The organism is Ruegeria sp. YTSA219, from assembly GCF_059609985.1.
On record NZ_JBXWMT010000005.1, the window covers coordinates 165,171 to 189,175 of the forward strand.

Sequence of the window (24,005 nt, forward strand, 5' to 3'; positions counted from 1 at the left end):
ATGAATGTAACCTCTATGGGCGACCTCGCGCGCGGATTGACCCTGAAATCGCGGGCGACTGATATCAAAAATCAGATCGAAACCCTGTCTTATGAGATGTCTTCAGGCAAAGTGCAGGATGTCTCCGGCCATCTGGATGGGGATTATTCCTATCTTCTGGATATGGATCGAAACCTATCACGCCTGGATGCCTTTCAGGTGGCCACAGCCGAAGCTGGCCTGTTCACCGACGCTATGCAGCTTAGCCTGACAACAATCGATGACGCGGTGGGGCGCCTGACGTCGTCCTTGCTGGCATATGGGACATCCAATCAGGCGGTCACCCATAAACATGCCTCTGTTCAGGCCAGAAATGAGCTGGATACGGTCATGTCTGCTTTGAATACCCGTGCGGGTGGCCGAAGCCTGTTTTCCGGAGTGGATACGGATGTGTCGCCTCTGGCGTCTGCGGATACCCTGCTGGCCGCGTTAGAGGCTGATTTGACGGGGCTGACAACACTCACGGATATCACTCAAGCCGCAGAAGACTGGTTCAATGATCCTGCGGGGTTCGATGCGGTTATCTATCAGGGCTCAGATACAGCGCTGGCACCGATGAGCATTTCGGAGAATGAAAGTGTCTCTATTCCGATCACTGCGACCGATCCGACGCTCAAAGCCGCGTTGCGGGACATCGCCGTCGCCGCTCTGGTTTCGGACGATAATCTGGGACTGCCCAATGATCTGCGGACGTCCCTATTCACCCAGCTGGGGGTCGAGCTTGCCAATACGCAGGATGGCACAGTGAACCTGCGGGCGGATGTTGGCGCCGCCGAGGCCAGGATTGAACAAGCCGCCACGCGCAATGCGGCGGCGCGTACAAGCCTGGAATACAGCCGAAACTCTCTGATCGCCGCGGACCCGTATCAAACCGCAGTGCAACTGCAGACTGTCCAATTTCAATTGGAAAACCTGTATTCTGTCACCGTTCGCAACGCGAACCTATCGTTGGTGAATTTCCTGAAATGAGAATACTTGCCCTTCTCCTGATCCTGCTTCCGAGCCTGTCTTTTGCCGGGGCAATCCGGCTGAAGGACCTTGTCGAATTCGACGGGGTGCGCGGCAATGACCTTGTTGGCTATGGCCTTGTGGTCGGATTGAATGGTACCGGCGACGGGCTCAGGAACTCTCCGTTCACCGAAGAGATCATGTCCAATATTCTGGAACGGCTTGGTGTGAACGTGAATGGTGAGGAATTTCGCCCCAAAAACGTGGCCGCCGTGCTTGTGACAGCCAGCCTGCCCCCCTTTTCGCGGGTTGGTGGACAGATCGACGTCACCGTTTCGGCCATCGGCGATTCCAAAAGCTTGCTGGGCGGGACGCTTATTATGACACCGCTGAATGCGGCAGATGGTCAGATCTATGCGGTGGCACAGGGGTCAGTTCTAGCAGGTGGCGCCGTTGCCGAAGGCGATGCGGCTTCGGTCACCCAAGGGGTTCCGACATCCGGTGTGATCCCATCCGGAGCTCGGGTCGAACGTGAAATCGACTTTGAGCTTTCCGATCTGACCCAAATGCGCCTGGCCCTGCGTGAACCGGATTTCACAACCGCCGGTCGGATCGAGCTGGCAATCAATTCAGAATTCAATCGGGCCGTTGCCATCATGCGCGATTCCGGGACGGTCGAACTGAATATTGCAGCGACACAGGCGATCTCGACCGCGCATGCGCTTGGGCGCATTGAAAATATCCTAGTAGAGCCAGAAACAAAGGCGCGGGTAGTAGTCGATCAGCGTTCGGGCACGATTGTCATGGGTCAGGAAGTGCGGATCTCACGCGTGGCAGTCTCGCAGGGCAACCTGACACTGACGGTCGAAGAGGCCCCTATCGCGGTTCAGCCGAACCCGTTCGCCCGAGGCGAAACCGTCGTGGTTCCGCGTACCGTAGCCGGTATCGAAGAAGAGGAAGGCACCGGTTTGGCGGAAATTCCCGAGGCCACGACCTTGTCCGAAGTCGTCGCAGGGCTAAACGCTTTGGGTGTCTCACCCCGCGACATGATCGACATCCTGAAAACGATCAAAGCGGCCGGAGCATTACACGCCGAGTTCATCGTTCGATGAAGGGCTATCCCGGCGGTAGGCGCACAGCTCCAAGACCCGCCGGGAATTCACGTCACTTTGATTTCCAACTGTCCAACCATTTGCGGAATCGGTTGCGATGCTCACCGATGGCGTCGCCGGTTGCATACAACCCATCCTCGACACTCTCGATCATCGGATCGATCCGCGCCTGGCGGAACCTGCGCCAGCGCACCCAGATTGCCCAGACAATCGCAAAGAAGACCGTCAGGAAGACGATGTTGAACCAAGGGATCAGACGCGCATCCGGACCATCGACATGTTTGATAAAGACAGCGTTTGGAAAGATCGACATGAACTCATTCCGCCAGCCATAATGCGTCACGGCAACCCAGTCCGGGTCGTTTTTGTCCGAGATCGCGTCATTGGCTTCGGTATACAAATTGGCAGTGTCGAATTTGAAATAGGGCGGCCAACCCCAGCTGGTATCTTCGTTGCGATACACAATCGGTTTGCCATTGGCACGTACGGCCTGAATGAACTGTACATCCCGGTTCGACAGACTGGCCGACTGATCATCGGGCTCGGACCAGAAGATCCGGGTCCAGTCGTTCAGGTCCTGCCGTTCTTCATAGGTGTTGACGATCCGAACCACATCCCGTTGCGGCAGAGAATACTGAAGGACTACGGCGACCGTTCCCCAGAAAATCAGAATGAATGCCCATTTCAAATAGGCCATGCTTTACCTCTCACATGTAGTTCACAATGTAGATCAGCGACCCGATCGCTACCCAAGGCACAACATAGACACCCAGGATCAATTTGCGCCGGAACGAATTGTCATAGACGTGCAGCCCCCGTGCGACAAAGGCTGCCTTGTCTCCGGTTTTGCCCTTTTCGTCCCACCAATGCTCTAGCCTGCGGCGACGCACACTGCGTGAATACAGCGACAGGGCAAAATAGGCCACGGTCTGGATGACTAGCAGGACCAGAAACAGGCGCATCGCTCCGAACATTTCAATCCTTTCCTAACGCGCCCCAGGGACCAACGCGGGCGATAACGGTCTCGTTGATCCTGTCTCGACCGCTCATATCCGGCTCATGTCCGAACAGGGCAGCGCGGGCACCCGCCTTGTCCACCTGATACTCACGCGCGAGGAAATCAGCAACATAGGCCTTCTTGGCCTCGGACCAGGATTTGTAGGTGCTATAGAACAGCTCTTTGTGGCAGATGAACATCTGGCGCGGGTCCAGTGGGGCCAATTCGGCCAGCAGCATGTTCACCAGATCACGGTTCGGCGTATCGGCGGCCCGCAGCGTATAGAAATACGCCGAATGATCCGAGGTGATCCGGGGCCACCGCCCGCCATCCGTCGCCCAACGCAATAGCTGCGCCAGCCCATGATAGGCCTCTGGCAACCGATCCGCGTGGGTGCGCGCCAGCCGACGCATATCACTGCGGTTCAGGCCAGTCAGATCGACCCCGGCATCAGCGGCCGCGTCGACGGTCAGGAAGTCCATCTTTTGCTGCAGGATCGCAGCAGCATCCATGCCGCGCGCCTTGACGATGGGTTCGACCAGGTCGTTATAGTCCAGGAACTTGGCGATCTGGTTCCGCTGCGACGGGTCAAACGTGTATTTGATGTTCAGATCGTCGGGCTTTTCGCCCATGCAGATAGCCGCCGGATGATCCAGATCCGGGAACAGATAGAGCCCGCCGAAATGCGCCGTCCAGAAATTTTGCTGCTCAAACGCCGTATGGCGCAGACGGACCGGGTTGCGGGTGACGTCACCGGTTTCCTTCGAGGTTTCGATCATTTTGGCGATCAGGACATCGTCGAACCATGCATCCTCTTCGGTCTTGAAGCGTTCGACCATACCTGCCAGTTGCTCGGCCTTGCGCAGGGTGCCGCCTGCGGTGTCGGCCTCAATCTCGATCTTGCGCAGGTTGAACAGATCGCGGGGATTGCTGAGTTTGAAGACCGAGTTCACCAGTTCTCCGGCCACCGCATCGGTGGCGGTCAGGGCAAACAGTTGCGCCTCGTTCATCTCGATAAATTCGCGCAGGATATCGCGCGAGGTCGAGAATTTGACGTTCAGCAGAGGCGCACGTTTCTGTTCGGTCGTCAGCAGGATGAACTGCCGGTTGACCCCGTTGGGGTTGAGGTAGAGCTCATCCTCCAGCTCAATCCCCACCTCAGGCGAGTAGCCCGAGATATCGACATGGAAATCCGTCAACGCCGTGGTCCTGCCCGCCAGATGCTGCAACGCGCGGTTATACCGCTCGACCAGAGCCGGGCTGGAGATGTGGACGAGGTTGCCGAACATCAGGCCTTTTTCGATGAGGCGGATCATGACGTTTGCCTTCCCGCGCAACGGTAGCGATGCTCCCGGCCCGAGGGTGGGTGCGGAACGCGCCCGCCCTGGGGAGCGGGTCGGGCGTGTCGCGGCTTCGCCGCGATATCACGCTCAACCAGAACCACGATTTTCTCTAACTCAAAACTCATGCGCGCAATCCTCTTGCGAAGGCAAAAATGATCGCGAATCCAACGGGTATTGCTATCAACCAGAACTGTAGCTGAAAATAGACCATAACATCTGCGGGATTTGCGTTGCCAGCGTCCACAGCAAAGCGGTCGACAAAAACATCCGTTAAAGCATAGCTGGCAAGAATTGTTAGAGGTGCGCAAGCCGCACCGTAGGCCAACAATGGAAGAAGCCATTCCTTTCCATTCTCTTTGGTCGCACGAGCCGTGTGATAGGCTCGTAAACCTATTAGTATAGCAACCGCAGTACTCACCAGTAGCGGTAGACCTATGGCGATCAGATAGGTCACTTCCCCTCCAGATACCGCCGCTTGGCCTCTTCCATCCGGCCCATCTCACGCACCGCGTTGTCGATGGCGACCTCGTCGCTCTTGTCGGCATAGCGGAACTCGCTGTCGGCGTAGCGATTGATCTCTTGCATCACCATTTCCACCGTGATCGGCTGGCGCAGGTCCTCGATCATGGCCTTCTTGGTGACGTAGTCGCGGAACAGGAACAGGTCGGGGTTCTCCATCCATTCGTCGGGCAGTTCGAAATCCATCGCGCGGACCTTGACCGCATCGGTGATGTTCTTGATCGCGCGGCCGGTGAACCGTTCATCCACCTGTTGGATCGCCTTCAGGTAGGTGCCCATCTTGGCAATCGTGTCCAACTGCCCGATCTGCCCTGAAACCCGGTCATAGACCTGCAAGAGAGCCTCTTCATGCGGCCGGGAGTGGCTTTCGAAACTGGCAGCGACGGCCTTCTTGATCTCTTGCGCGGCATAGGCTTCGTGCTCGCCCAGCGGGATGTCATGGTTGCGGCCCATCAGCAGGTGCAGGATGTCGATGTAATCCTCGCGTGTTTGCGGCCCGTCCACCAGAAACCGTGCGCCCGCCCTCTGGCGCAGGGCGTCGTCCACATTCTCGGGGTAGTTCGAGAACATGCCAAAGGTACAGTTGCCGCGCACGACGGTGTTGGCGCCCGCAAAGCTTTCCATCAGCACTGCGGTGATTTCCAACTGCCCGGCTGAGGACTGCCGGTCGCCGCGTTTGCCCGCCAGTTGGTCGATGTCGTCGATGGTGCCGAACCCGATGACCGAAGGGTCGAGGATCGTGTTGATAAACGCTTTGGCGTTCTGGCCGGATTTGCCCTGATAGCTGTCGATATTGTCGGTGCTCAGGTTCTGATAGCGGAACGGATAACCCGCGTTGTGGCAATAGTCATTGATCAGCCCGGCCATCATCTGGATCAGGGTGGTTTTGCCGGTGCCCGGCTTGCCGTCGCCCATGAAGGTAAAGATGAACCCGCCGAGTTCGGCGAACGGGTTCAGACGACGATCGAAATCATAGGCCATCACCATCTTGGCCAACTTCATCGCCTGATATTTGGCGATATGGTTGCCGACCACCTCGTTCGGTTTCTTGAACGTCATGGTGAGGGTGGTGGATTTAGCTTTGGACGCTGGCTCAAAACCCCGGATTGTCAGGTCGTCAGCCTCAATATGCCAGGCGGCGTTCTGGAACGGGGCCAGATGGCCTGCAGATTGAGCACGCAGGGCGGCCTTGTCCATCAGCTGCTCGGCATAGGCGCTGGTGGCGGCGATCAGATGGGCGTCATCGGGGGCGTGTTTGGCCAGGGTCTGGTCCAGCTCCCACAGCGCGCCGTGCAGGGCGAGCTGGCCATTGTCGGTCAGAACCTCTTCGATTTCTCCAATATCAACGGTGGTTTCACCCAGATGTGAGGACATCAAATAGGCCAGTGCATTGCCGAAACTGTGCGAGGTGATCAGCGCCTCGGCCGTCAGCAGTTCCGAGAATTCGGTCTTGCGCGCGGCGGGCAAATCCCCGGCCAAATTCGCACGTTTTAGATCGGCCAGAGGGGTTTGTTCGGCATAGGCCTCAGACACGGCCAGAGCGATGGCGACGGCGCGACGAATAGCCTGTTGCGTGGTGGCCTGCGGCGGAGAAACCAACGTATCGCCATCATCAGACGCCTCAATCCGTTCCACCAGATGCACCCCGTCGGCCCGCACAGTGCGCCGTGTCACCAGACCCGGCGTGGTAGACCGAAACCGCCGACCTGTGGAGACGCCCGGCGACCTCTCAACCGCGGCCTCAACCGCTTTGGCAATCCGCGGCGCGTGCTCGAACCCGTTCATCAAGGCGGTGGCCGCAGTGTAGTGCTTGCGAATATCGTCTTCGCGCAATTCCATCTGGTCTGACGTCAAACTCATCTCAAAATAGCCTTTACTGTCTTCAATATCTCAACACCTGCCCGGTCTTGCTGACGACGAACTTGCGCACGTCACCAAAACCCGGCGGGTTGCGCTCGGCCAGTACCTGGAACGGGCGTTGTGGCAGAATGATCGAGCGTTCGGTTTGCGTCGCCCCCGTCTCGGCCCCCTGCCCGCCGAATGGGTCCAGCGCAAAGACCTCGCGGTCTACGGTCCCGAACCAGCCTGAGCGTTCTTGAATCACATCCTCGCTTCGCAGCGCTTCAGTGGTCCAGGCCAATGCCCAATCCTGACCCGCAGGGGATTTCGCATCCTCCAGCACCTGCCGCAGCGGGCCGGATTGCTCGGTAAAGGCCGAGGAATACATTGGCCCCACATGAATGCGGCGCAGGTGTTTGGGATGCAGGTCGTCGAAATCCTGATCAAAGCCTTTGGCAATGGTCACCAGTTTCAGACCACCCAAGGATTGCGCCATCAGATGCGCCTGCACTTCGGGCCAGCGGCGTTGATCTTTGGGCAGGGCCGTGCGCCCCGAATCCTCCAACTCCATCAGGTAGATGACCGGCAGGTTTATTTGGCTGTCATAGACGGCCCAGTGGATCAGGAACCTGCGCCGTTCGCCCTCATTGCCAATCCAGTGACATTCGGGATCATTGCGGGCCCAGAACAGCTCACCCTTCAGCAATTCCTCGTAATAGAGCCTTTGGGACAGCGCGAATTGCAGCTTGGTCGGGATCTCCCGGTCGCTGATGATGGTGCGAACCATGTCGGTTTTCAGCTCATCCTCGGACGGCATATTCGCCAGATGCACCTGCGCCTGCTGCGCGTCATTGGCCATGGTCAGCAGCTCGGCCGCCACCGGAAAGCCGCTGTCGCGCTTGTCCATGGCGAGGCTGCCAAAGAACCGCCCCGTATCGCGCCCGACCAGCAGGTATTTCATGGACAGCGCACGGAAGGTGTAGAGCAGCCCCGAGAGATAGCTCGACACGATCCGCACCTCTTGTTTTGAGATCGCGCCCTCCGCCTCCATCGTCGCGGCCACGCGCAGAAGGTGGACGGTGATTACCTCGAATTTGCGAAAGTAACGACGCGAGGCGAAGGTATCGGTCAGGCCGACATGGTCTTGGGTGAGGTTAAGGTCACTCATTCACGTTTGCCTGCGATTGACGCTTCTGTTTTCTTAATAGAACGAGAGCCCACATTACGGCCACGACGCCCGCCAGCATACTGGGAGTGCCCAGCAAAAACGCCAAATGGTAGGATACACGAGCTATGAACATTCCAAAGCTGCCCTGTGCAAACAAAAGCCCGGACAAAAACGCCGCCAAAATAGGCCAAAAAATCATCGCTATACCGAACCAGAGTATTCTGAAGCCGACGACCTTGGGTCTTTGTTGAATTTGTTCAGTCAACGGTTCCGTTCCACAAACGATGAGCCGAATGAGAAAGGCTGGCGACCACAAGAACGACGGCCACCCATCCAAACGGTCCGCCTAGAACGGCGTACATCACTGAGAACACAAGCCAGAAACTGCCGAGAACGATCCACCAAAACCAGTTCTCTGGAGCCACCAGAAATGTAAAAAACTCCAGCAGTTCCAAGATCAACCCCCATACAAATTCTTATCATGCTTCTCGACAATCGACGCAAACCGGCGGGCAAAGCGTTCATCTGCCTTGGCCTTTTTCTCCAGCACGTCGCGGGCAAAGACCATGTGGTCCTCATGCGCCTCGAGCATGTCGGCCATCTTCTGGTTGGTCGCGGTGCCGATCGAGGCCATGGCGGTTTGCGCCTCTTGGTCGGTCTGCACGCCGATCTCGTTGATGCGGTGGGCCACGTCCTGCTGCTGCGCGGTTTTCAGCGATTTGGTCAGGGCGTCATACAGCACCACGCGCTGTTGCGTGTCTGTCTGCAGCTTGTTGATCAGCACCATCTGCGTCGCCGCCTGGTTCTGCAGGGAATCGACCCAGGTCTTGCCCTTTTCGATATAGCGCTCAAGCGTTTGGCTTTTGGCCAGCTTGACCTGCTCTTCCTGAACCTTGGCGTTGTATTGCTTGTTCAGCTCAGCCAGCTCGGTCTCAAGCTGGGTGCGCGCGGCGGCGTCCTGTTCGACGCTGATCTTGTTCTCCAGCGTGATAATTGTCGGGTCCATGCCCTGAATCTCAGCCCGCAGCGCTTCCAACTCGGCCACGGTGGCCTCACGGTCATCCAGCGTGCCGGTCAGGTTGTTTTCGACCTTCACGCGCTGCTCTTCCAGCACCGACAGCTGCCCTTCCAGCAGTTTCACGATCACGTCGGATTTGGCGATCAGGTCCTGCAGCTTGTCGTCGATACTGGCTGTGCGCATCCGCTCCTGCCGCATCGATTCAGATTTACCCTTCGAGAAGATGCCAACAAACGTCTCCCACCCGGATTTTGAACGCATCTCGTCAAAATCCTTAGAGAATGCGCTGGTGACGTCATCCAGACCCATGATCAGCTCGGCGATATTGGCGTTCATGACTTCGGTATGGGCGTGCACATCTTCCAAAGTGGCGTTCTCGATATCGATATCCGCCTCGGCCGTGCCAATCTTGGCCCGTGCAGCCTCAATCCGCGAGGTCAGTCCTTGGATCTGCGACTGGCTTTCGCGCACTTTCGTCTGTGTTTCTTCAATCAACGCTTCGAATTGCTGGTTCGACATCTCTGCTGTCCCCTGTTTTCTATATTTACCCAATAAGATAGGGAATGTTATGTTCATTTACATCCCCTTGAGCCCTCAAATCACCGAGACTTTTACAATTTCGTATCGAAAAAGATAGGCCACGCAGGCGAGATATCTGCACTCTGCAACGATGAATTTGATCAAATCTGGATTGATCCTGCCCGCCGAGTGGACATAGACAAATGCGACGCCACCTGTTTGGGTGCGCGCAAACCCTTTTCTGCCGGAGTCCGACCCATGCTGGATACTACGACCGACCTGAAATCCATTCTGAAAAACCCCGATCTGCTGGTGACCAAGGCCTATATCGGCGGCCAGTGGGTCGATGGTGACAATGGGACGTTTTCCGTCACCAACCCTGCGCGGGGCGACGTGATCGCCGAGGTCGCCGATCTGAGCCGTGCACAGGTTGCAGGTGCCATCGCTCAGGCTGAGGCCGCGCAAAAGGAATGGGCCAAGCTGACCGGCAAGGAACGTGCGGTGATCCTGCGCCGCTGGTACGATCTGATGATGGAAAACGCCGAGGATCTGGGCAAGATCCTGACCGCCGAACAGGGCAAGCCGCTGGCCGAAGCCGTGGGTGAGATCGGCTATGGTGCCTCGTTCATCGAGTTTTTCGGCGAAGAGGCCAAGCGCATCTATGGCGAGACTATTCCAGGTCATCAGCGCGACAAACGCATCATGGTGCTGAAACAGCCCATCGGCGTTGCGGCCTCGATCACGCCCTGGAACTTCCCCAATGCGATGATCACTCGAAAGGCCGGACCGGCGCTTGCAGCCGGATGCGCCTTTGTCGCCCGGCCTGCCGCCGAGACACCCTTGTCGGCGCTGGTTCTGGGCGCATTGGCCCAGCAGGCAGGCATCCCCGCCGGTGTGTTCAACGTGGTGCCCTCGTCGCGCGCCAGCGAAATCGGCAAGGAGTTCTGCGAAAACCCCGGCGTGCGCAAGCTGACCTTTACCGGCTCGACCGAGGTGGGGCGCATCCTGCTGCGGCAGGCGGCGGAACAGGTGATGAAATGCTCGATGGAACTGGGCGGCAATGCGCCGTTCATCGTGTTTGACGATGCCGATCTGGATGCCGCCGTCGAAGGCGCGATGATGTGCAAGTTCCGCAATAACGGCCAGACCTGTGTCTGTGCCAACCGCATCTATGTGCAGGCCGGTGTCTATGACGCGTTTGCTGCCAAGTTGAAGGCTGCGGTCGAGGCTCTGAACGTCGGCGACGGCCTGAACGAAGGCATCACCACCGGACCGCTGATCAATGATGACGCCGTTGCAAAGGTGCAGGAACATATCAAGGATGTAACCGACAAAGGCGGCCAAATCCTGACCGGTGGCCTGCCGCACGATCTGGGCGGCACCTTCTTTGAGCCGACCATTGTCACCGGTGTGACGCAGGACATGCTGGTGGCGCAGGACGAAACCTTTGGCCCGCTGGCACCGCTGTTCAAGTTCGAGGATGAAGACGACGTGATCGCCATGGCCAATGACACGATCTTTGGTCTGGCCTCGTATTTCTATGCCAAGGATCTCAGCCGCGTTTACAAAGTGGCCGAAGCGCTGGAATACGGGATCGTTGGTGTGAACACCGGCATCATCTCAACCGAGTTGGGCCCGTTTGGCGGCGTCAAACAATCCGGCTTGGGCCGCGAAGGCAGCCATCATGGCATGGAAGACTATCTGGAGATGAAATACATCTGCCTGTCGGTCTGATCCGCCCAAACCTTCGCTGTACAGATGGCCGTAAAGGCAACGCCCCGCGTCTGGAGGAACGCGGGGCGCATGGTGCGGTAATCCAGAGAGGAACGATTACCGCGGCGTGGTGACTGACTGCCTCAGTTTACGGCTTTGGCGTCAACCACATCCTTTTCGATGGCCTTGCTGGACGAAATCTCGATCCGGCGGGCTTTCAGGGCTTCGGGCACCTCGCGCTTGAGATCGATATTCAGCATGCCGTTCTCATGGCTGGCACCGGTAACACGAACGTGGTCGGCAAGGGCAAAACGGCGCTCGAACGCGCGGGTGGCGATGCCGCGGTGCAGATAGCTGCGATCTTTGTCTTCCGCAGTTTTCTTACCGGCGACGACCAACGAATTCTCTTTCACTTCGACCGAAAGATCGGCCTCGGAAAAACCGGCAACAGCAACCGAGATACGATAGGTGTCGACATCGGTTTTTTCGATGTTGTAGGGCGGATAGCTGGGTTGAGCCACATCATTGGTCAGAACGCGATCCATCATGTCAGCGATCTGGTCAAAACCTACGGTGGCGCGGTGCAGCGGTGCAAAGTCAAATGTACGCATATGTCGTATCCTCATGTTTGAGCGATGAACGTAATGCCCTCCGATCGGACGGGCGTTCGATTGTCTCAGGCCCCGTTTGCGGCGACCCGATACATTTGACATGGGAAACGTTCTGGCCGAGTTCAACCCCCTCCGGAGCTGATGAATTTCGCACCGGTATCCGACTTGCCTGATCCCACCTGCAATCGCTTTATTGTCGCCTTTGGTTTAGGGGCATCCCGGCGCAGAGTCGCCTTCAGATCGGCCACAATTTCCTGCAATTCCATGCCGAATCCGACTTTCTGCCGACCATCCGTACCAACTGCAGAGACTACTGAAAGTATTTGCCAGCGCGGACCGTTTCGCGCCAACAGGGCCGAACCCGAGGACCCAAAGGTAATGTCGCAGTTGAATGTGATCAGGCCCTGATAGCGCTGCAGGATTTTACAGGACCGTTCCCGCGTAATCGCATTCGATCGGCCCCGACCATACGATGCAAGACTGACCTCATCCCCCGCCACGCGCCCGTTATGCAACGCAAAGGGATCGGCCACGGAATAGGGGATCGGTTGATCCAGCCGCATCAACGCGACATCAACGCGCACGGCATCGGGCGACAGTTGAGCGAAACGTGTGTAATCCGGATGTGCCGCGATCTGCACCACCTTGCGATCTGCCAACGCAGTTCCGTCGCTTAGCCCTGCCCGAAAGGTTACCTGCCCCGGCCCATAGGGTTGACCGGTTCTTTTGTCCAAGGCGCAATGGGCCGCGGTCAGTACCAGATCCTGTGCGATCAACGTACCCGTACAAAACCCCTCGGCGCCGATATCCAGGCGGCCGACGGCCTCCCAGCCATATAGGTCATCGCGGTCGGTGAGTTTGCGTTTTGCACTTTGCGCCTGGGACATCGTTGTCATCATAGCCAGGCATAAAAACAGGCTTGCCCAAAATCGCATCATGGCCGGACGAACCTGGCGCCAATATGACGGCTTGCCGAATCGCCGGTTTCCGAGCCGCTGAATCCGCGCCCGGCGGACAGTTCACTCCGCAGCAAAGGCAGCGAAACCTCGACTGCGGTACCTATGGCCACAGGCTCGCCATTGAATTCCGCCTTGGCCGCCACGACCGAGACGATCCGAGGTCTTTCGCCCTCGAACGCAAATACCGGGGCGCCGGAGGATCCAAACTCGACATCACAGGACAGGACAAGAACCTCGGAAACGCCGGTCACGACCGAACAGACCTCTTGCAATGATGGCGCCTCAGCGCGGTCCTTCGCATAAGACACAACCCCAACTTCCTGTCCGCGAACGGGGCGATCGCCAGTATCAAATGGAATGACCGAGGTACTGCGGATTGGCTGCCATAGCTCGATCAGCGCTATATCGCTACCGATCCGGTTGGTCGGAGTTTCGTCGTCGTAAAAGTAATCGGGGTGAATCACCGCCCTGCGCGCCGCACGATAGGCTGATGCCCGACCCAGACGCCAGGCGGCAAGAAATTCGACCTTAGACAGGTCAATACGTTGGCCTGTGGCCTTATCATAAAGACAATGCGCTGCCGTCAGCACCTGGTTCTGCGCAATCAGCGTCGCGGTGCAGAATGCTTCGCCGTCAATATTCAAGCGCCCGACAGCCATCCAGGCCCGCCCGGCATCTGTGGTGTCCAGACTTTTCAGCCCGCTATCCTGCGCCAGTACGGCCATCGGCATGAGTGCCAGCGCAAAAGCCTTGATCCAGTTTTTCAAGCGGTTCTCCGGCGTTGCTTCCAGCGCATACTCATAGCTGTCGGGTACGGCGAAAATAGGGCCGGTACGTTTCCCGTTCTATCTGATGCAGCCCTGCATCAGGCAGCTAACGCAGGATCGGCACGGCCGTTCCCATCTCATGACCCTGCTGCATCGCACGCGGCAACGGCCCGCCTGTGGACCAATCCAACAGCTCGACCGTATGCAAAATAGGTATCTGCGTGGCCGAACCGATCTGCATCATGCAACCAATATTGCCTGCAGCGATAACATCAGGGTTCTTAGCCTCAAGCGTCCGAACCTTGCGTTGCTTTAACTGACCCGAGATTTCAGGCTGCATCAGGTTATAGGTCCCGGCGCTGCCACAGCACAGATGGCTGTCAGAAGGCTCTAACACGGTGAAACCCGCATTCTTCAACAGGTCTTTGGGATGGTTTTTGATCTTTTGCCCATGCTGCAAAGAACAAGCGGCATGATAGGCGACGGTCATGCCCTTGTGCTGGCCTCCGGGCAGGTCCAGTTGCACCAGCAATTCGCTGATATCCATGGCAATCGCCGAAACCCGCGCGGCATCTGCCGCCAAAGCCTCGTTTCGGAACATGTGCCCGTAATCCTTGACGGTCGTACCACAACCTGAGGTGTTGATGACGATGGCATCCAGCCCCTGGCCATCGATCTCTCTGGTCCAGGCCTGTATATTGGCCGCCGCCGCTTTATGGCTGTCAGCTACCTTGCCCATGTGATGGGTCAGCGCACCACAGCATCCCGCGCCTTTGGCCACAACGACTTCGCAGCCCAGTCGGGTCAGCAGGCGAATCGTGGCGTCGTTGATATCCGTGTTCAGCGCCTTTTGGGCGCAGCCTGTCATCAGTGCCACGCGCTTTTTCGGCGCTCCTTTAGGGGCAAAGCGTTGCGGGTCATCGTTGCGGCTGACCGGAGGGATATGTTTTGGTGCCATCTCCAGCATCGCCCGCAGCCGCGCATCCGGCATCAGAAACCGGAAGGGACGGCCCAGCTTGGCCCCGATCAGGGCCCAGCGAAACCGCATCGGATAGGGCAGAATCTGCGCCAGAACCCAACGCAGAAGGCGATCGGTCAGCGGGCGTTTGTAATTCTGCTCGATATACTCGCGCGCGTGATCGACCAGATGCATATAGTGAACGCCCGACGGACAGGTGGTCATGCAGGCCAGACAGGACAGGCAGCGGTCGATATGTTTGACGGTTTTCTCATCCGGGACACGCTCATTCTCAAGCATGTCCTTGATCAGGTAGATCCGTCCGCGCGGGCTGTCGAGCTCATCCCCCAGCACCTGATAAGTCGGGCAAGTGGCGGTACAAAAGCCGCAATGAACACAGCTGCGCAGGATCTGGTTCGAGCGTTGGATCGCCGGATCCTGCAGCTGTTTTTCGGTGAAATCTGTCTGCATTGCCCTACCCCATCAGCCCCGGGTTAAACAGCCCTCGGGGATCAAATTTCGCCCGAATGCCTTTTATTAGAGCCTGTATAGCTACACTCTCAGGCTGGAGCCGGCCCAGCCGCTCGACCGTTTCCGCATCGCCGCGCACAAGGGTTGCATGACCAGAAAAAGTGCCAAGTCGCGCCCGCAAATCGGTTCCCGCAGGAAGGCGCAGCCAGATCAGACCGCCGCCCCAGTCGTAGAACACCTGTTCAGCCTCGGCCCGCGCCGCGATCATCGGGGCGTCACCGGGCGTGACAGACAGACGCCACACGTCGCCAGCCTTGCCCCGGAACGCGTGAACATCGCGGGTCGCCGTCCACAGCGTTGCCGGTTCATCGACATTTGCGATCTGGCCGAACCCAGACAGTTCGGATGTCAGCCTCTCGGTTCTGTAAGCGACGGAGCCTGCAAATCCTTCGACCCTAACAAAGGCTTTTTCGCACTCCGGGTCATAAGCTGCGCCAGTGACCTCGAACGGAGATCTAAGCGCTGCGGACAGCGTTTTTATCGCTGCTTCTGCATTAGATACGGTCACTGACAGCGTTGCTGTGTGTTCCGGCTTGGGCAGGACTTTCAGCGACACTTCGGTCAGCACGCCCAACGTTCCCCAGGACCCACAGATCAGCTTGACCAGATCATAGCCAGTGACATTCTTCATCACCCGCCCGCCATTTTTGATCACCTGCCCGGTGCCATCGACATATCGCACCCCCAGTAAGAAATCGCGACATGCGCCTGCCTGAATGCGGCGCGGCCCCGAGATGTTGGCGGCAACCACACCGCCGATGGTCGGCTCGCCTTGGGTGCCCAACAGGCTGCGATGGTCCATCGGCTCAAAGGCCAGTTGCTGGCCCTCGGCGTCCAATGCGGCCTCAACCTCGGCTAGCGGTGTTCCGGCCTGCGCAACCAGCGTTAAGGCGCCGGGTTCATACAGTGTGATGCCTGTCATCCCGCAGGTTTCAATCACTTGGCCGGAACCCGCAATGCCACGAGTGCCGCCGCCTGTGATACGCACGGCACCTGTAAGTCCGGCAACCATCTGGGCCAGTTCAGTTTCGGACGTGGGTTTCATCATATATCTCTTTGTTAGAGCCTATTTTTCGGCTATTTGCGGGTTGCGACGCGGTTCGGAGGCGTCCAGCGGGAACACTTTAGCCGGGTTCAGCAACCATCCTGGATCGAACACATCTTTAACCGCCATCTGCGCTTCAAGATCGGCAGGGGCATATTGATGATGCATCAGATCGCGCTTTTCGATTCCCACACCGTGCTCGCCGGTCAGGCAACCGCCCTCATCCACACAAAGTTTCAGGATTTCCGCCCCGAACGCCTCACATTTTTCGAGGTCGCCGGGTTTGTTGGCATCAAACAGGATCAAAGGGTGCATGTTCCCGTCACCGGCATGGAATACATTTCCAACCGGCAGGCCGAACTCATCGCTCAGCTCACCAATCCGGCGCAATACGGCGGGCAGCGCCGATACCGGGATGGTCCCATCCAGGCACATATAGTCGTTCATCTGCCCCATGGCGCCAAAGGCCGATTTGCGGCCCAACCAGATCCGGGCGCTTTCATCCGCCGACTGGCTCTCGCGCAGCTCGACCGGATCGTGGCGTTTTGCAATCTCGACAATCTTGGCCAGCTGGCTGTCGATCTCGGCCTCCGAGCCTTCGACCTCGACAATCAACAATGCTTCGCATTCCGGATACCCGGCATGCGCAAAGTTTTCGCAGGCCTGAATGCACAGGCGATCCATGAACTCAATCGCGACAGGCAAGATACCGGACTTGATGATGTCCGAAACGCATTGGCCTGCGATTTCATTGTCATCAAACCCCATCAGGACGGGCCGTGCGCCTTCTGGCTTGCGCAGGATGCGCAAGGTCGCTTCGGTGACAACGCCCAGTTGCCCTTCGGACCCGCAGATCACCCCCAGCAGGTCAAGACCCGGCGCGTCCAGATGAGCGCCACCGATTTCGACTACGCTGCCATCCATCATTACCAGGGTCACACCCAGCAGGTTGTTCGTGGTCACCCCGTATTTCAGGCAATGCGCCCCGCCGGAATTCATCGCGATATTGCCCGCAATCGCGCAAGCCAGTTGCGACGATGGATCGGGGGCATAAAAGAAATCCTCTTCCTCGACCGCGCCGGTGACGCTCAGGTTGGTGCGCCCAGTCTGGACCTTGATGAATCGGTTGTCATAATCAACCTCCAGCACGTCGTTCATCCGGGCCACGCCCAGTATGACGCAATCAGCTGTTGGCAGCGCGCCCCCGGCCAGCGACGTACCTGCACCGCGCGGTACCACCGGTACGCCTTCGTCATGGCAAATGCGCAAGATATCCGAGACCTGCTGCGTTGTCGAAGGCAAAACCGCCAGCATCGGCGGGCATCTATAGGCGGTCAAAGCATCGCATTCATAGGCGCGTGTCTCGGCCGGGTCATAAATGATCGCGTCGTCCGGCAGAACCCCCGACAGGCGCGCCACCACCGCATCTTTGCGACGCAGGACATCAGGGCTTGGCTTTGGCATTTCCATGGCAGGCTCCTTGGTTTGGTAAAATAATATTACCAATTTGTCAGTATGGCAAGTTCCGACTTCCGGAAGTACTGTCACGGCCATGACCTGGATTGACCGCGCCGCTCTGTTTGCCCCTTTGGATTTTGCCGCCATAACGCTGATGATGGGGGCCTGGCTGTGCCTTGGGTGGATGATCGAAAACCCGTCGCCAAAGAAGCGGTCAGTGGCCTTGATGATGGATGAGTATCGCCGCGACTGGATGCGCGAGATGGTCACACGCCAGCCAAGGATGTTTGACGCGCAGGTCGTGGCCACGATGCGGCAAGGCAGTACCTTCTTTGCCTCGACCACGATGATTGCCATCGGTGGTGGCCTGGCCCTGCTGGGCAATACCGAGCGTCTGGCCGGTGTCGCCAGTGATCTGGCCATCGGCAGCTTTCCAGCCCTGGTGTGGGAGATCAAGATACTCGCCGTCGTCCTGCTGCTGGCCAATGCCTTTCTGAAATATGTCTGGGCGCATCGTCTGTTCGGCTATTGCGCGGTACTGATGGCCGCGGTCCCGAATGAGCCCGAAAATCCCATCGCCTATCCCCGCGCCACGCAATCGGCCGAGATCTGTGTCACCGCCGCCCGCAGCTTTAACCGCGGGCTGCGCTCTACCTATTTCGCACTGGCCTTGCTTGCATGGTTTCTGGGGCCACTCGCGTTGATCGTCGGCACAGTTATCACTGCAGGCCTGCTTTACCGACGCGAATTCGCCTCGCAATCCCGCGCGATCTTGATGGCGCAGGTTGGCAACACGCAGTCGTGACCCCATGCCATCGCCGTGGCGTTGACGCCCGGCTTTTGGTTCTTACTTTTTGCCAGCAGGTTTTCATGTGGGTCGAAGCGAGCTTTTGGTCAACACGCAACGATTGTCCGATCTGAGTCCTGAGCAGCCGAGTAGCATTATCCTTGCCGACAAGATTTGACAGTTAACTCAAATCTGCCAAGATGCTTCAAATTTTTTAAAGAAAGATAGTTCCATGAAAAAAGTGTTCGTAGGCATAGCAATAACTTTGTTGACTTCGATGTCACCGGCCTTGGCTCAGGATATCGCGGCAGGGTCCAGACTTACGGTAACTTCCGACTGGCACTCAAAGAACGGAGGGCCTTACAGTCCGCAGATCGTATCTTGTAAATCCAACAGTGGTTTGTGCTTGCGAGACACTAATACTTCGCCGGCAAACAATCCGATGACAAAGACCAAGAACGGTCTGCAGGTCGTCTTCAAGGAATTCGGGGTCGTTTATTTGTTCAAGCCCAGTGGAAAGGGTACTTTTCACGACATGAACGGTAAACAAACTGGCAAGTTCAAGTGGTCTCAGTAGCTTGAGAATCGAACGCTCAATTCGTGCTCTAGACACGCTCCGATAACTGTCTGTTTCACCTTGCATAGCTTGCATTAAAAATATGCTTCCAAATATAAGCCTTGCTGCAGTGGGCAATTCCATAGAATTCGGCCGGGAGCTGATTCTATTAGAGCGAAGCTCTATACCGCCAAGAGTTTAGGATCGAAACATGCGATATGTGATTCTCTGCACCTTTCTGGCCAGCCCCACCCTAGCCGATCCGCCAACGATCGAGCAGGTCAACGCCTCGTCCAGCGGTGGCAGTTGGCGTTTCGACGTGACGATCCGGCATCCGGACACCGGATGGGATCACTATGCCGATGGCTGGCGTGTGCTGGATATGGACGGGAATGAGCTGGGGATGCGTGTGTTGCATCACCCGCATGAGACGGAACAGCCCTTTACCCGCTCGCTGGGCGGGGTGGCAATTCCTGATGGCAAATCTCAGGTCCAGATACAGGCCCGTTGCAGCGTGGATGGCTGGGCAGACGAAATCATTGTTGTGCCGCTGAACTGACCTCAGAATACGCCCAACGCCAGCCCTGCGGCCATCGCCTGCCCCAAGTCGCGGCATGTCTGCAGTGCTTCTTCGGGGATGCGTTTTTCGGCTAGGATCGCCTCGGGCGTTTGTGCATGGGTGCATATGATCAACGGCAACTGAACTTCTTTCAGCCGCCATCCGGTTGCAATTCGGGCCGTCTGTCGTGCCGCATTCTGCCCGTCGGACCCGGCACAGATCATCTGGGCAAAGGGGCGACCTTCGATGCGACCAAGAACCGGATAATAACAGCGGTCGTAAAACTCTTTCATCACGCCCGAAATCGCCGCCAGGTTTTCGGGTGCGCAGAAGATATAGCCATCTGCGGCCAGCAGATCTTGGGGTCCAGCCCGCTCTGCGGGCTTCAAAACGGTGTCGGCCTCATCGTGCGCACCTTCGGCAGCAGCTTCGGCCATCTGCCGGGCGCCGCCGGTGCGTGAATGGTAAACGATCAATAGCTGCGCCATGTCAGACCCGGTGATAGGGACCGCCCGACAGGATGGTTGCGGCCCGATAAAGTTGCTCGGCCAGCATCACACGGACCAGCATGTGGGGCCAGACCATGGACCCGAAAGAGATGGAGAAACCCGCCTCGGCGCGCAGATCAGGGTCTATTCCGTCGGCACCGCCAATGATCAGCGCCAGATCCTGCCGCCCCGCATCGCGCCAACCGCCCAGCTTTTGGGCAAAATCGGGCGAGGACATCACCCGCCCCCGTTCATCCAGCGTGCAGATTACGGTGCCTTTGGGCAGCGCCTTGCGCAGCAATGTGGCCTCGGCCCCCATCCCTGCGTTTTTCTTGTCTTCGACCTCGATCACCCGCGCAGGCCCAAGGCCCAGCGCGCGGCCGGTCCGATCAAATCGGGTCAGGTAATCATCAAGCAGGGATTTCTCGGGTCCGGCGCGCAATCGCCCGACCGCAACTATGCTGATCCGCATATCTCTCTCGCCGCCGGCCCGTTAATGCAGGCCGGGATAGCGCCTCAGTTGGCCGAGGCGCTGCCGCCCGCAGGCTGCCACATCTTTTCCAGCTGATAGAATTCACGCACTTCGGGGCGGAAGATATGAACGACCACGTCGCCCGTATCGATCAGCACCCAGTCGCCGGCATCCTTGCCTTCGACCTTCGAGGTGAAACCGAATTCCTGCTTGATGCGATCCGTCAGCTTTTCCGCCATGGCCGAGACCTGACGGGTCGACCGACCCGAGGCAATGACCATGTGATCCGCGACGGACGATTTGCCCTGCAGGTTGATCTGCACGACGTCTTCGGCCTTGTCATCGGAAAGTGAGGAAAGGATGCGTTCAAGCAGCTTATCGCTGATTGACTGAGAGTGGGCCATCATGTTGGCCCCATCTTCGGCGGGCAAACCCGCCTGAGTGTGTAGAGACAGGACATAGTCCTCCTTTGCTGCGCGCCATGATATCCCGGCGCCGGGGTACTAATAAGGTAGCAAGGAGATTGCAACATTTCAATGAACACGGGGCCAAAGGGCCGCAACGTTTGCTTAGTCGGTGGCAAGCTGTTGCGCATCGGTGTCGTCGTTCAGCACGCGCACCTCTCGCTGCGGGAAGGGGATCGAGATGCCTTCGGCCTGGAATGCGTCCCACAGCGCCAGATAGACATTGCCCCGTATATTGGTCAGCCCTTTGGTCGGATCGCTGATCCAGAACCGCAGCACATAGTCCACGCTGCTGTCGCCGAAGCCGGTGATATGGCAAACCGCGTCATGTCCGCTGCCACTGAGCACACGCTCGACAGATTTAACCGCATGGATTGCCGTTGCCCGCACATTATAGGGGTCATCCGTGTAACTAGTGCCAAATGTCAGATCCAGCCGCACGAACCGGTCCGAATGCGACCAGTTTACCACCTGATTGGTGATCAAATCCTCGTTCGGGATCAGGTATTCGCGCCCATCCCGTGTGACCACCGAGACATAGCGCGCGCCCAGCGCGTTGATCCAGCCGAACGTGTCGCCCAGCGAAATCACATCGCCCGGTTTGATCGACCGATCCATCAGGATGATGATGCCCGAGATCAGATTCGACACCACTTTCTGCAAACCAAAGCCGATGCCGACGCCAATGGCCCCCGACAACAGCGCAATACCCGTCAAGTCAAAGCCCAGCGTCCGAATGGCGGCCATGAAGACGGCGCCATAGATGACGACCTGTAATCCCTTGGCCAACAAGACCTGCATTGACGGCGAGATATCGTCATTGCGTTTGAGGCCACGTTCAGCAGCACCGGTGCCAAGACGGGCCAGCGTCAACAACACGCCAATCAGCAAAAGCGCCTTGAGGATACCCAACGCCGAGAGGTGCAGATCCCCGATCGAGATCGCCACCCCATCCAGAAACCCAGCGACGTCATCGGTCAAGTTCAGCGCAATCAGCGTCGCATAGGCCCACATTGCCCATTTGAAAATTCGCCGCAGCGTCCGGTTTCGGACCAGACGGGCCACTAGCGCAATCGCCAGCCAGGCGGTCGCCAATGTTGCCACCACCCCGATGATATAGCTGCGCGATGGCCAGGTGATCTGCTGCATCACCAGATACAGCATCCAGGACAACGTGACGAAATAGACAAGCGTCAGACGTTGCATCAGCTGGATCAGCGTTCGCAACCGCCATTTGGGCCAACCAGAGCGGGCACGGGCCCAGGCCTCCCATCGGCCCTGCGTAACCAGCTTCAACACATAGGCCAGCGCCCAGAGACCCAGGATGATGACCAGCTGATGTTGGCGCCAGCCCGGTGTAATGACCAGATCGACCAGTCTATCGAATTGCAGGGAAAAGGCCTCGATCATGGTCTGATACAGATCAGACAGCGAACTGGGTATCAGGTCTGGGTTCATGCACGTCTCCTGCTTGTCAGCTTGGACAGCGTTGACGCATGATGCAAGCCCGCCGCAGGATTGCGCCTTGATTGACGGACTGACGCGATATATCTGATGCGCATGAGACTCAATCTGACCCCAGCACCTACGTTGCAAGACCGCACGCGACTGCGTGAACGGTTCTTTGGGGCCGCCCGCACGGTTCTGGCCCGCCTATAAGCGGCGTCCAGCCACTCGCCAGCTAAATCTCAATACATACGGGAGAGGACCGATGTCCCCCAAAACACTCTATGACAAGATCTGGGATGCCCATGTCGCGCACGAAGCCGATGATGGCACCTGCCTGCTGTATATCGACCGCCATCTGGTCCACGAAGTGACCAGCCCGCAGGCATTCGAAGGCCTGCGCATGGCGGGTCGCAAGGTGCGCGCGCCGGAAAAGACCATCGCGGTACCGGATCACAACGTGCCCACCACGCCGGATCGCGTGAACGGCATTGAAAACCCCGAGTCGCGCATTCAGGTCGAAGCACTCGACAAGAACGCCAAGGATTTCGGCATTCACTATTACCCGGTGAATGACGTTCGCCAGGGCATCGTGCACATCGTTGGCCCCGAACAGGGCTGGACCCTGCCCGGCATGACCGTTGTCTGCGGCGACAGCCACACAGCGACTCATGGAGCGTTCGGTGCGCTGGCCCATGGCATCGGCACGTCCGAGGTTGAACACGTTCTGGCCACGCAGACCCTGATCCAGAAGAAATCCAAAAACATGAAGGTGGAAATCACCGGCAAATTGCAGCCGGGTGTGACCGCCAAGGATATCACTCTGGCTGTGATTGGTGAGACCGGAACCGCTGGTGGCACCGGCTATGTCATCGAATATTGCGGCGAAGCGATCCGCAATCTGTCGATGGAAGGCCGCATGACCGTCTGCAACATGGCCATCGAAGGCGGCGCCCGCGCTGGCCTGATCGCCCCGGATGAGACCACGTTCGAATATGTCAAAGGCCGCCCACACGCGCCGAAAGGGGCCCAGTGGGAAGCAGCGATGGACTGGTGGAAAACGCTGTTCACCGATGAAGACGCGCATTTCGACAAGGTTATCACCCTGCGCGGCGAAGACATCGCGCCGGTCGTCACCTGGGGCACCAGCCCCGAGGACGTGCTGCCGATCACTGCATCCGTGCCTCACCCCGAGGATTTCGAAGGTGGCAAAGTCGATGCGGCCCGCCGGTCCATCGAATATATGGGTCTGGAAGCCGGTCAGAAGCTCAGCGACGTCGAAATCGACACCGTCTTTATCGGGTCCTGCACCAACGGCCGCATCGAGGACCTGCGCGCCGCTGCCGAGATTCTGAAGGGCAAAAAGATCAAGGACGGGATGCGGGCGATGGTTGTGCCTGGTTCAGGCCTTGTCCGCGCGCAGGCCGAGGAAGAAGGTCTGGCCGAGATCTTCAAAGAGGCCGGGTTCGAATGGCGTTTGGCGGGATGTTCCATGTGCCTGGCGATGAACCCCGACCAGTTGCAACCGGGCGAGCGCTGCGCCGCGACCTCGAACCGCAACTTCGAAGGCCGTCAGGGCCGCGGCGGGCGCACCCACCTGCTAAGCCCCGCAATGGCTGCCGCAGCGGCAATCACAGGACGGCTGACAGACGTCCGCGAGTTGATGTAAGCTGCCCTCATAACTGGATA

The 24,005-nt window shown here is 58.1% G+C and carries 27 protein-coding genes; 8 read left to right on the plus strand and 19 right to left on the minus strand.

The window, feature by feature from the left end:
- Entirely contained in the window at positions 1–1,008 is a 1,008-nt protein-coding gene (locus tag AC2FFB_RS09760) for a flagellin (RefSeq protein WP_496874851.1), read from the plus strand.
- Positions 1,005–2,099 (plus strand): flagellar basal body P-ring protein FlgI, encoded by a 1,095-nt coding sequence (locus tag AC2FFB_RS09765; RefSeq protein WP_496874852.1) that lies wholly within the window; start codon positions 1,005–1,007, stop codon positions 2,097–2,099. The genes AC2FFB_RS09760 and AC2FFB_RS09765 overlap by 4 nt, the downstream gene beginning before the upstream one ends.
- Positions 2,100–2,151: 52 nt before the next feature.
- On the opposite strand, the gene AC2FFB_RS09770 is transcribed toward AC2FFB_RS09765, so the two are convergent.
- From AC2FFB_RS09770 to AC2FFB_RS09810, 9 genes are all read right to left on the minus strand, one after another.
- Positions 2,152–2,796 (minus strand): DUF1523 family protein, encoded by a 645-nt coding sequence (locus AC2FFB_RS09770; RefSeq protein ID WP_142638340.1) that lies wholly within the window; start codon positions 2,794–2,796, stop codon positions 2,152–2,154.
- 10 nt (positions 2,797–2,806) lie between these two features.
- Positions 2,807–3,073, minus strand: a complete 267-nt coding sequence (locus tag AC2FFB_RS09775) for a hypothetical protein (protein ID WP_271950857.1) — start codon at positions 3,071–3,073, stop codon at positions 2,807–2,809.
- A 1-nt stretch (position 3,074) separates the two neighbouring features.
- On the minus strand, positions 3,075–4,412 hold the full coding sequence (locus tag AC2FFB_RS09780) for a DUF6638 family protein (protein ID WP_496874853.1): 1,338 nt from the start codon (positions 4,410–4,412) through the stop codon (positions 3,075–3,077).
- Between the two features lie 148 nt (positions 4,413–4,560).
- Entirely contained in the window at positions 4,561–4,893 is a 333-nt protein-coding gene (locus AC2FFB_RS09785; protein WP_281995570.1) for a hypothetical protein, read from the minus strand.
- On the minus strand, positions 4,890–6,818 hold the full coding sequence (locus tag AC2FFB_RS09790) for an AAA family ATPase (RefSeq protein ID WP_496874854.1): 1,929 nt from the start codon (positions 6,816–6,818) through the stop codon (positions 4,890–4,892). Before AC2FFB_RS09790 ends, AC2FFB_RS09785 begins: the two co-directional genes overlap by 4 nt.
- 22 nt (positions 6,819–6,840) lie before the next feature.
- Positions 6,841–7,965 carry a hypothetical protein gene (locus AC2FFB_RS09795; RefSeq protein WP_496708197.1) on the minus strand — a complete coding sequence of 375 codons (1,125 nt, stop codon included), beginning with the start codon at positions 7,963–7,965 and terminating at the stop codon, positions 6,841–6,843.
- Positions 7,958–8,230: a hypothetical protein gene (locus tag AC2FFB_RS09800; protein WP_282022195.1), complete on the minus strand. Its 273-nt coding sequence runs from the start codon at positions 8,228–8,230 to the stop codon at positions 7,958–7,960. Before AC2FFB_RS09800 ends, AC2FFB_RS09795 begins: the two co-directional genes overlap by 8 nt.
- Positions 8,223–8,420: a hypothetical protein gene (locus AC2FFB_RS09805; RefSeq protein ID WP_281973554.1), complete on the minus strand. Its 198-nt coding sequence runs from the start codon at positions 8,418–8,420 to the stop codon at positions 8,223–8,225. The genes AC2FFB_RS09800 and AC2FFB_RS09805 overlap by 8 nt, the downstream gene beginning before the upstream one ends.
- Before the next feature lie 2 nt (positions 8,421–8,422).
- The gene (locus AC2FFB_RS09810) at positions 8,423–9,502 is read right to left on the minus strand and encodes a coiled-coil domain-containing protein (RefSeq protein WP_271950875.1); all 1,080 of its coding nucleotides are present in this window, start codon (positions 9,500–9,502) and stop codon (positions 8,423–8,425) included.
- Positions 9,503–9,760: 258 nt separating this feature from the next.
- On the opposite strand from AC2FFB_RS09810, the gene AC2FFB_RS09815 reads away from it, so the two are divergent.
- Entirely contained in the window at positions 9,761–11,236 is a 1,476-nt protein-coding gene (locus AC2FFB_RS09815; RefSeq protein ID WP_496703056.1) for an NAD-dependent succinate-semialdehyde dehydrogenase, read from the plus strand.
- 122 nt (positions 11,237–11,358) lie between these two features.
- Here AC2FFB_RS09815 and AC2FFB_RS09820 read toward each other — a convergent pair whose 3' ends face one another.
- From AC2FFB_RS09820 to AC2FFB_RS09845, 6 genes are all read right to left on the minus strand, one after another.
- Positions 11,359–11,826, minus strand: coding sequence for an Hsp20 family protein (locus AC2FFB_RS09820; protein ID WP_142638359.1), 468 nt, complete (start codon positions 11,824–11,826; stop codon positions 11,359–11,361).
- Positions 11,827–11,948: 122 nt separating this feature from the next.
- Positions 11,949–12,722 carry a trypsin-like serine peptidase gene (locus AC2FFB_RS09825; RefSeq protein ID WP_246097254.1) on the minus strand — a complete coding sequence of 258 codons (774 nt, stop codon included), beginning with the start codon at positions 12,720–12,722 and terminating at the stop codon, positions 11,949–11,951.
- A gap of 38 nt (positions 12,723–12,760) precedes the next feature.
- A complete protein-coding gene (locus tag AC2FFB_RS09830; RefSeq protein ID WP_271950881.1) occupies positions 12,761–13,552 on the minus strand; it encodes a trypsin-like serine peptidase in 792 nt (263 codons plus the stop codon).
- 106 nt (positions 13,553–13,658) lie between these two features.
- Positions 13,659–14,981 (minus strand): glycolate oxidase subunit GlcF, encoded by a 1,323-nt coding sequence (glcF, locus tag AC2FFB_RS09835; RefSeq protein ID WP_281995566.1) that lies wholly within the window; start codon positions 14,979–14,981, stop codon positions 13,659–13,661.
- A gap of 4 nt (positions 14,982–14,985) precedes the next feature.
- The gene (locus AC2FFB_RS09840; protein WP_281995565.1) at positions 14,986–16,086 is read right to left on the minus strand and encodes an FAD-binding protein; all 1,101 of its coding nucleotides are present in this window, start codon (positions 16,084–16,086) and stop codon (positions 14,986–14,988) included.
- A gap of 21 nt (positions 16,087–16,107) precedes the next feature.
- Positions 16,108–17,556, minus strand: a complete 1,449-nt coding sequence (locus tag AC2FFB_RS09845; RefSeq protein ID WP_281995564.1) for an FAD-linked oxidase C-terminal domain-containing protein — start codon at positions 17,554–17,556, stop codon at positions 16,108–16,110.
- An 82-nt stretch (positions 17,557–17,638) separates the two neighbouring features.
- Between AC2FFB_RS09845 and AC2FFB_RS09850 the strand changes: the two genes are divergently transcribed.
- The 3 genes from AC2FFB_RS09850 (at position 17,639) to AC2FFB_RS09860 (ending at position 19,446) form a co-directional block, all read left to right on the plus strand.
- Entirely contained in the window at positions 17,639–18,349 is a 711-nt protein-coding gene (locus AC2FFB_RS09850; protein WP_142638369.1) for a DUF599 domain-containing protein, read from the plus strand.
- Between the two features lie 424 nt (positions 18,350–18,773).
- Complete coding sequence (locus tag AC2FFB_RS09855) at positions 18,774–18,908, plus strand: hypothetical protein (RefSeq protein ID WP_271950893.1); 135 nt, start codon at positions 18,774–18,776, stop codon at positions 18,906–18,908.
- 190 nt (positions 18,909–19,098) lie between these two features.
- Positions 19,099–19,446 carry a hypothetical protein gene (locus AC2FFB_RS09860; protein ID WP_281995563.1) on the plus strand — a complete coding sequence of 116 codons (348 nt, stop codon included), beginning with the start codon at positions 19,099–19,101 and terminating at the stop codon, positions 19,444–19,446.
- A 2-nt stretch (positions 19,447–19,448) separates the two neighbouring features.
- Here AC2FFB_RS09860 and AC2FFB_RS09865 read toward each other — a convergent pair whose 3' ends face one another.
- The 4 genes from AC2FFB_RS09865 to AC2FFB_RS09880 all read right to left on the minus strand — a co-directional run bounded on the left by AC2FFB_RS09865 (position 19,449) and on the right by AC2FFB_RS09880 (position 22,328).
- Entirely contained in the window at positions 19,449–19,934 is a 486-nt protein-coding gene (locus tag AC2FFB_RS09865; RefSeq protein ID WP_142638373.1) for a flavodoxin family protein, read from the minus strand.
- Position 19,935: 1 nt separating this feature from the next.
- Positions 19,936–20,406 carry a 23S rRNA (pseudouridine(1915)-N(3))-methyltransferase RlmH gene (rlmH, locus tag AC2FFB_RS09870; protein ID WP_496874855.1) on the minus strand — a complete coding sequence of 157 codons (471 nt, stop codon included), beginning with the start codon at positions 20,404–20,406 and terminating at the stop codon, positions 19,936–19,938.
- A gap of 44 nt (positions 20,407–20,450) precedes the next feature.
- Positions 20,451–20,813 carry a ribosome silencing factor gene (gene rsfS / locus AC2FFB_RS09875; RefSeq protein ID WP_142638376.1) on the minus strand — a complete coding sequence of 121 codons (363 nt, stop codon included), beginning with the start codon at positions 20,811–20,813 and terminating at the stop codon, positions 20,451–20,453.
- A 162-nt stretch (positions 20,814–20,975) separates the two neighbouring features.
- Positions 20,976–22,328, minus strand: a complete 1,353-nt coding sequence (locus AC2FFB_RS09880; protein WP_496874856.1) for a mechanosensitive ion channel family protein — start codon at positions 22,326–22,328, stop codon at positions 20,976–20,978.
- A gap of 102 nt (positions 22,329–22,430) precedes the next feature.
- On the opposite strand from AC2FFB_RS09880, the gene AC2FFB_RS09885 reads away from it, so the two are divergent.
- On the plus strand, positions 22,431–22,529 hold the full coding sequence (locus AC2FFB_RS09885) for an isopropylmalate isomerase (protein ID WP_271950909.1): 99 nt from the start codon (positions 22,431–22,433) through the stop codon (positions 22,527–22,529).
- 52 nt (positions 22,530–22,581) lie between these two features.
- Positions 22,582–23,985 (plus strand): 3-isopropylmalate dehydratase large subunit, encoded by a 1,404-nt coding sequence (leuC, locus tag AC2FFB_RS09890; RefSeq protein WP_496713894.1) that lies wholly within the window; start codon positions 22,582–22,584, stop codon positions 23,983–23,985.
- Positions 23,986–24,005: the final 20 nt, after the last annotated feature.

Excerpts from the sequence above, each read along its gene's own strand:
- AC2FFB_RS09760 (WP_496874851.1), top strand. The coding sequence starts at position 1 with ATGAATGTAACCTCTATGGGCGACCTCGCGCGCGGATTGACCCTGAAA.
- AC2FFB_RS09765 (WP_496874852.1), top strand. The coding sequence starts at position 1,005 with ATGAGAATACTTGCCCTTCTCCTGATCCTGCTTCCGAGCCTGTCTTTT.
- AC2FFB_RS09770 (WP_142638340.1), bottom strand. The coding sequence starts at position 2,796 with ATGGCCTATTTGAAATGGGCATTCATTCTGATTTTCTGGGGAACGGTC.
- AC2FFB_RS09775 (WP_271950857.1), bottom strand. The coding sequence starts at position 3,073 with ATGTTCGGAGCGATGCGCCTGTTTCTGGTCCTGCTAGTCATCCAGACC.
- AC2FFB_RS09780 (WP_496874853.1), bottom strand. The coding sequence starts at position 4,412 with ATGATCCGCCTCATCGAAAAAGGCCTGATGTTCGGCAACCTCGTCCAC.
- AC2FFB_RS09790 (WP_496874854.1), bottom strand. The coding sequence starts at position 6,818 with ATGAGTTTGACGTCAGACCAGATGGAATTGCGCGAAGACGATATTCGC.
- AC2FFB_RS09795 (WP_496708197.1), bottom strand. The coding sequence starts at position 7,965 with ATGAGTGACCTTAACCTCACCCAAGACCATGTCGGCCTGACCGATACC.
- AC2FFB_RS09810 (WP_271950875.1), bottom strand. The coding sequence starts at position 9,502 with ATGTCGAACCAGCAATTCGAAGCGTTGATTGAAGAAACACAGACGAAA.
- AC2FFB_RS09815 (WP_496703056.1), top strand. The coding sequence starts at position 9,761 with ATGCTGGATACTACGACCGACCTGAAATCCATTCTGAAAAACCCCGAT.
- AC2FFB_RS09820 (WP_142638359.1), bottom strand. The coding sequence starts at position 11,826 with ATGCGTACATTTGACTTTGCACCGCTGCACCGCGCCACCGTAGGTTTT.
- AC2FFB_RS09825 (WP_246097254.1), bottom strand. The coding sequence starts at position 12,722 with ATGACAACGATGTCCCAGGCGCAAAGTGCAAAACGCAAACTCACCGAC.
- glcF (WP_281995566.1), bottom strand. The coding sequence starts at position 14,981 with ATGCAGACAGATTTCACCGAAAAACAGCTGCAGGATCCGGCGATCCAA.
- AC2FFB_RS09840 (WP_281995565.1), bottom strand. The coding sequence starts at position 16,086 with ATGAAACCCACGTCCGAAACTGAACTGGCCCAGATGGTTGCCGGACTT.
- AC2FFB_RS09845 (WP_281995564.1), bottom strand. The coding sequence starts at position 17,556 with ATGGAAATGCCAAAGCCAAGCCCTGATGTCCTGCGTCGCAAAGATGCG.
- AC2FFB_RS09850 (WP_142638369.1), top strand. The coding sequence starts at position 17,639 with ATGACCTGGATTGACCGCGCCGCTCTGTTTGCCCCTTTGGATTTTGCC.
- AC2FFB_RS09855 (WP_271950893.1), top strand. The coding sequence starts at position 18,774 with ATGACAAAGACCAAGAACGGTCTGCAGGTCGTCTTCAAGGAATTCGGG.
- AC2FFB_RS09860 (WP_281995563.1), top strand. The coding sequence starts at position 19,099 with ATGCGATATGTGATTCTCTGCACCTTTCTGGCCAGCCCCACCCTAGCC.
- AC2FFB_RS09865 (WP_142638373.1), bottom strand. The coding sequence starts at position 19,934 with ATGGCGCAGCTATTGATCGTTTACCATTCACGCACCGGCGGCGCCCGG.
- rlmH (WP_496874855.1), bottom strand. The coding sequence starts at position 20,406 with ATGCGGATCAGCATAGTTGCGGTCGGGCGATTGCGCGCCGGACCCGAG.
- rsfS (WP_142638376.1), bottom strand. The coding sequence starts at position 20,813 with ATGATGGCCCACTCTCAGTCAATCAGCGATAAGCTGCTTGAACGCATC.
- AC2FFB_RS09880 (WP_496874856.1), bottom strand. The coding sequence starts at position 22,328 with ATGAACCCAGACCTGATACCCAGTTCGCTGTCTGATCTGTATCAGACC.
- AC2FFB_RS09885 (WP_271950909.1), top strand. The coding sequence starts at position 22,431 with ATGAGACTCAATCTGACCCCAGCACCTACGTTGCAAGACCGCACGCGA.
- leuC (WP_496713894.1), top strand. The coding sequence starts at position 22,582 with ATGTCCCCCAAAACACTCTATGACAAGATCTGGGATGCCCATGTCGCG.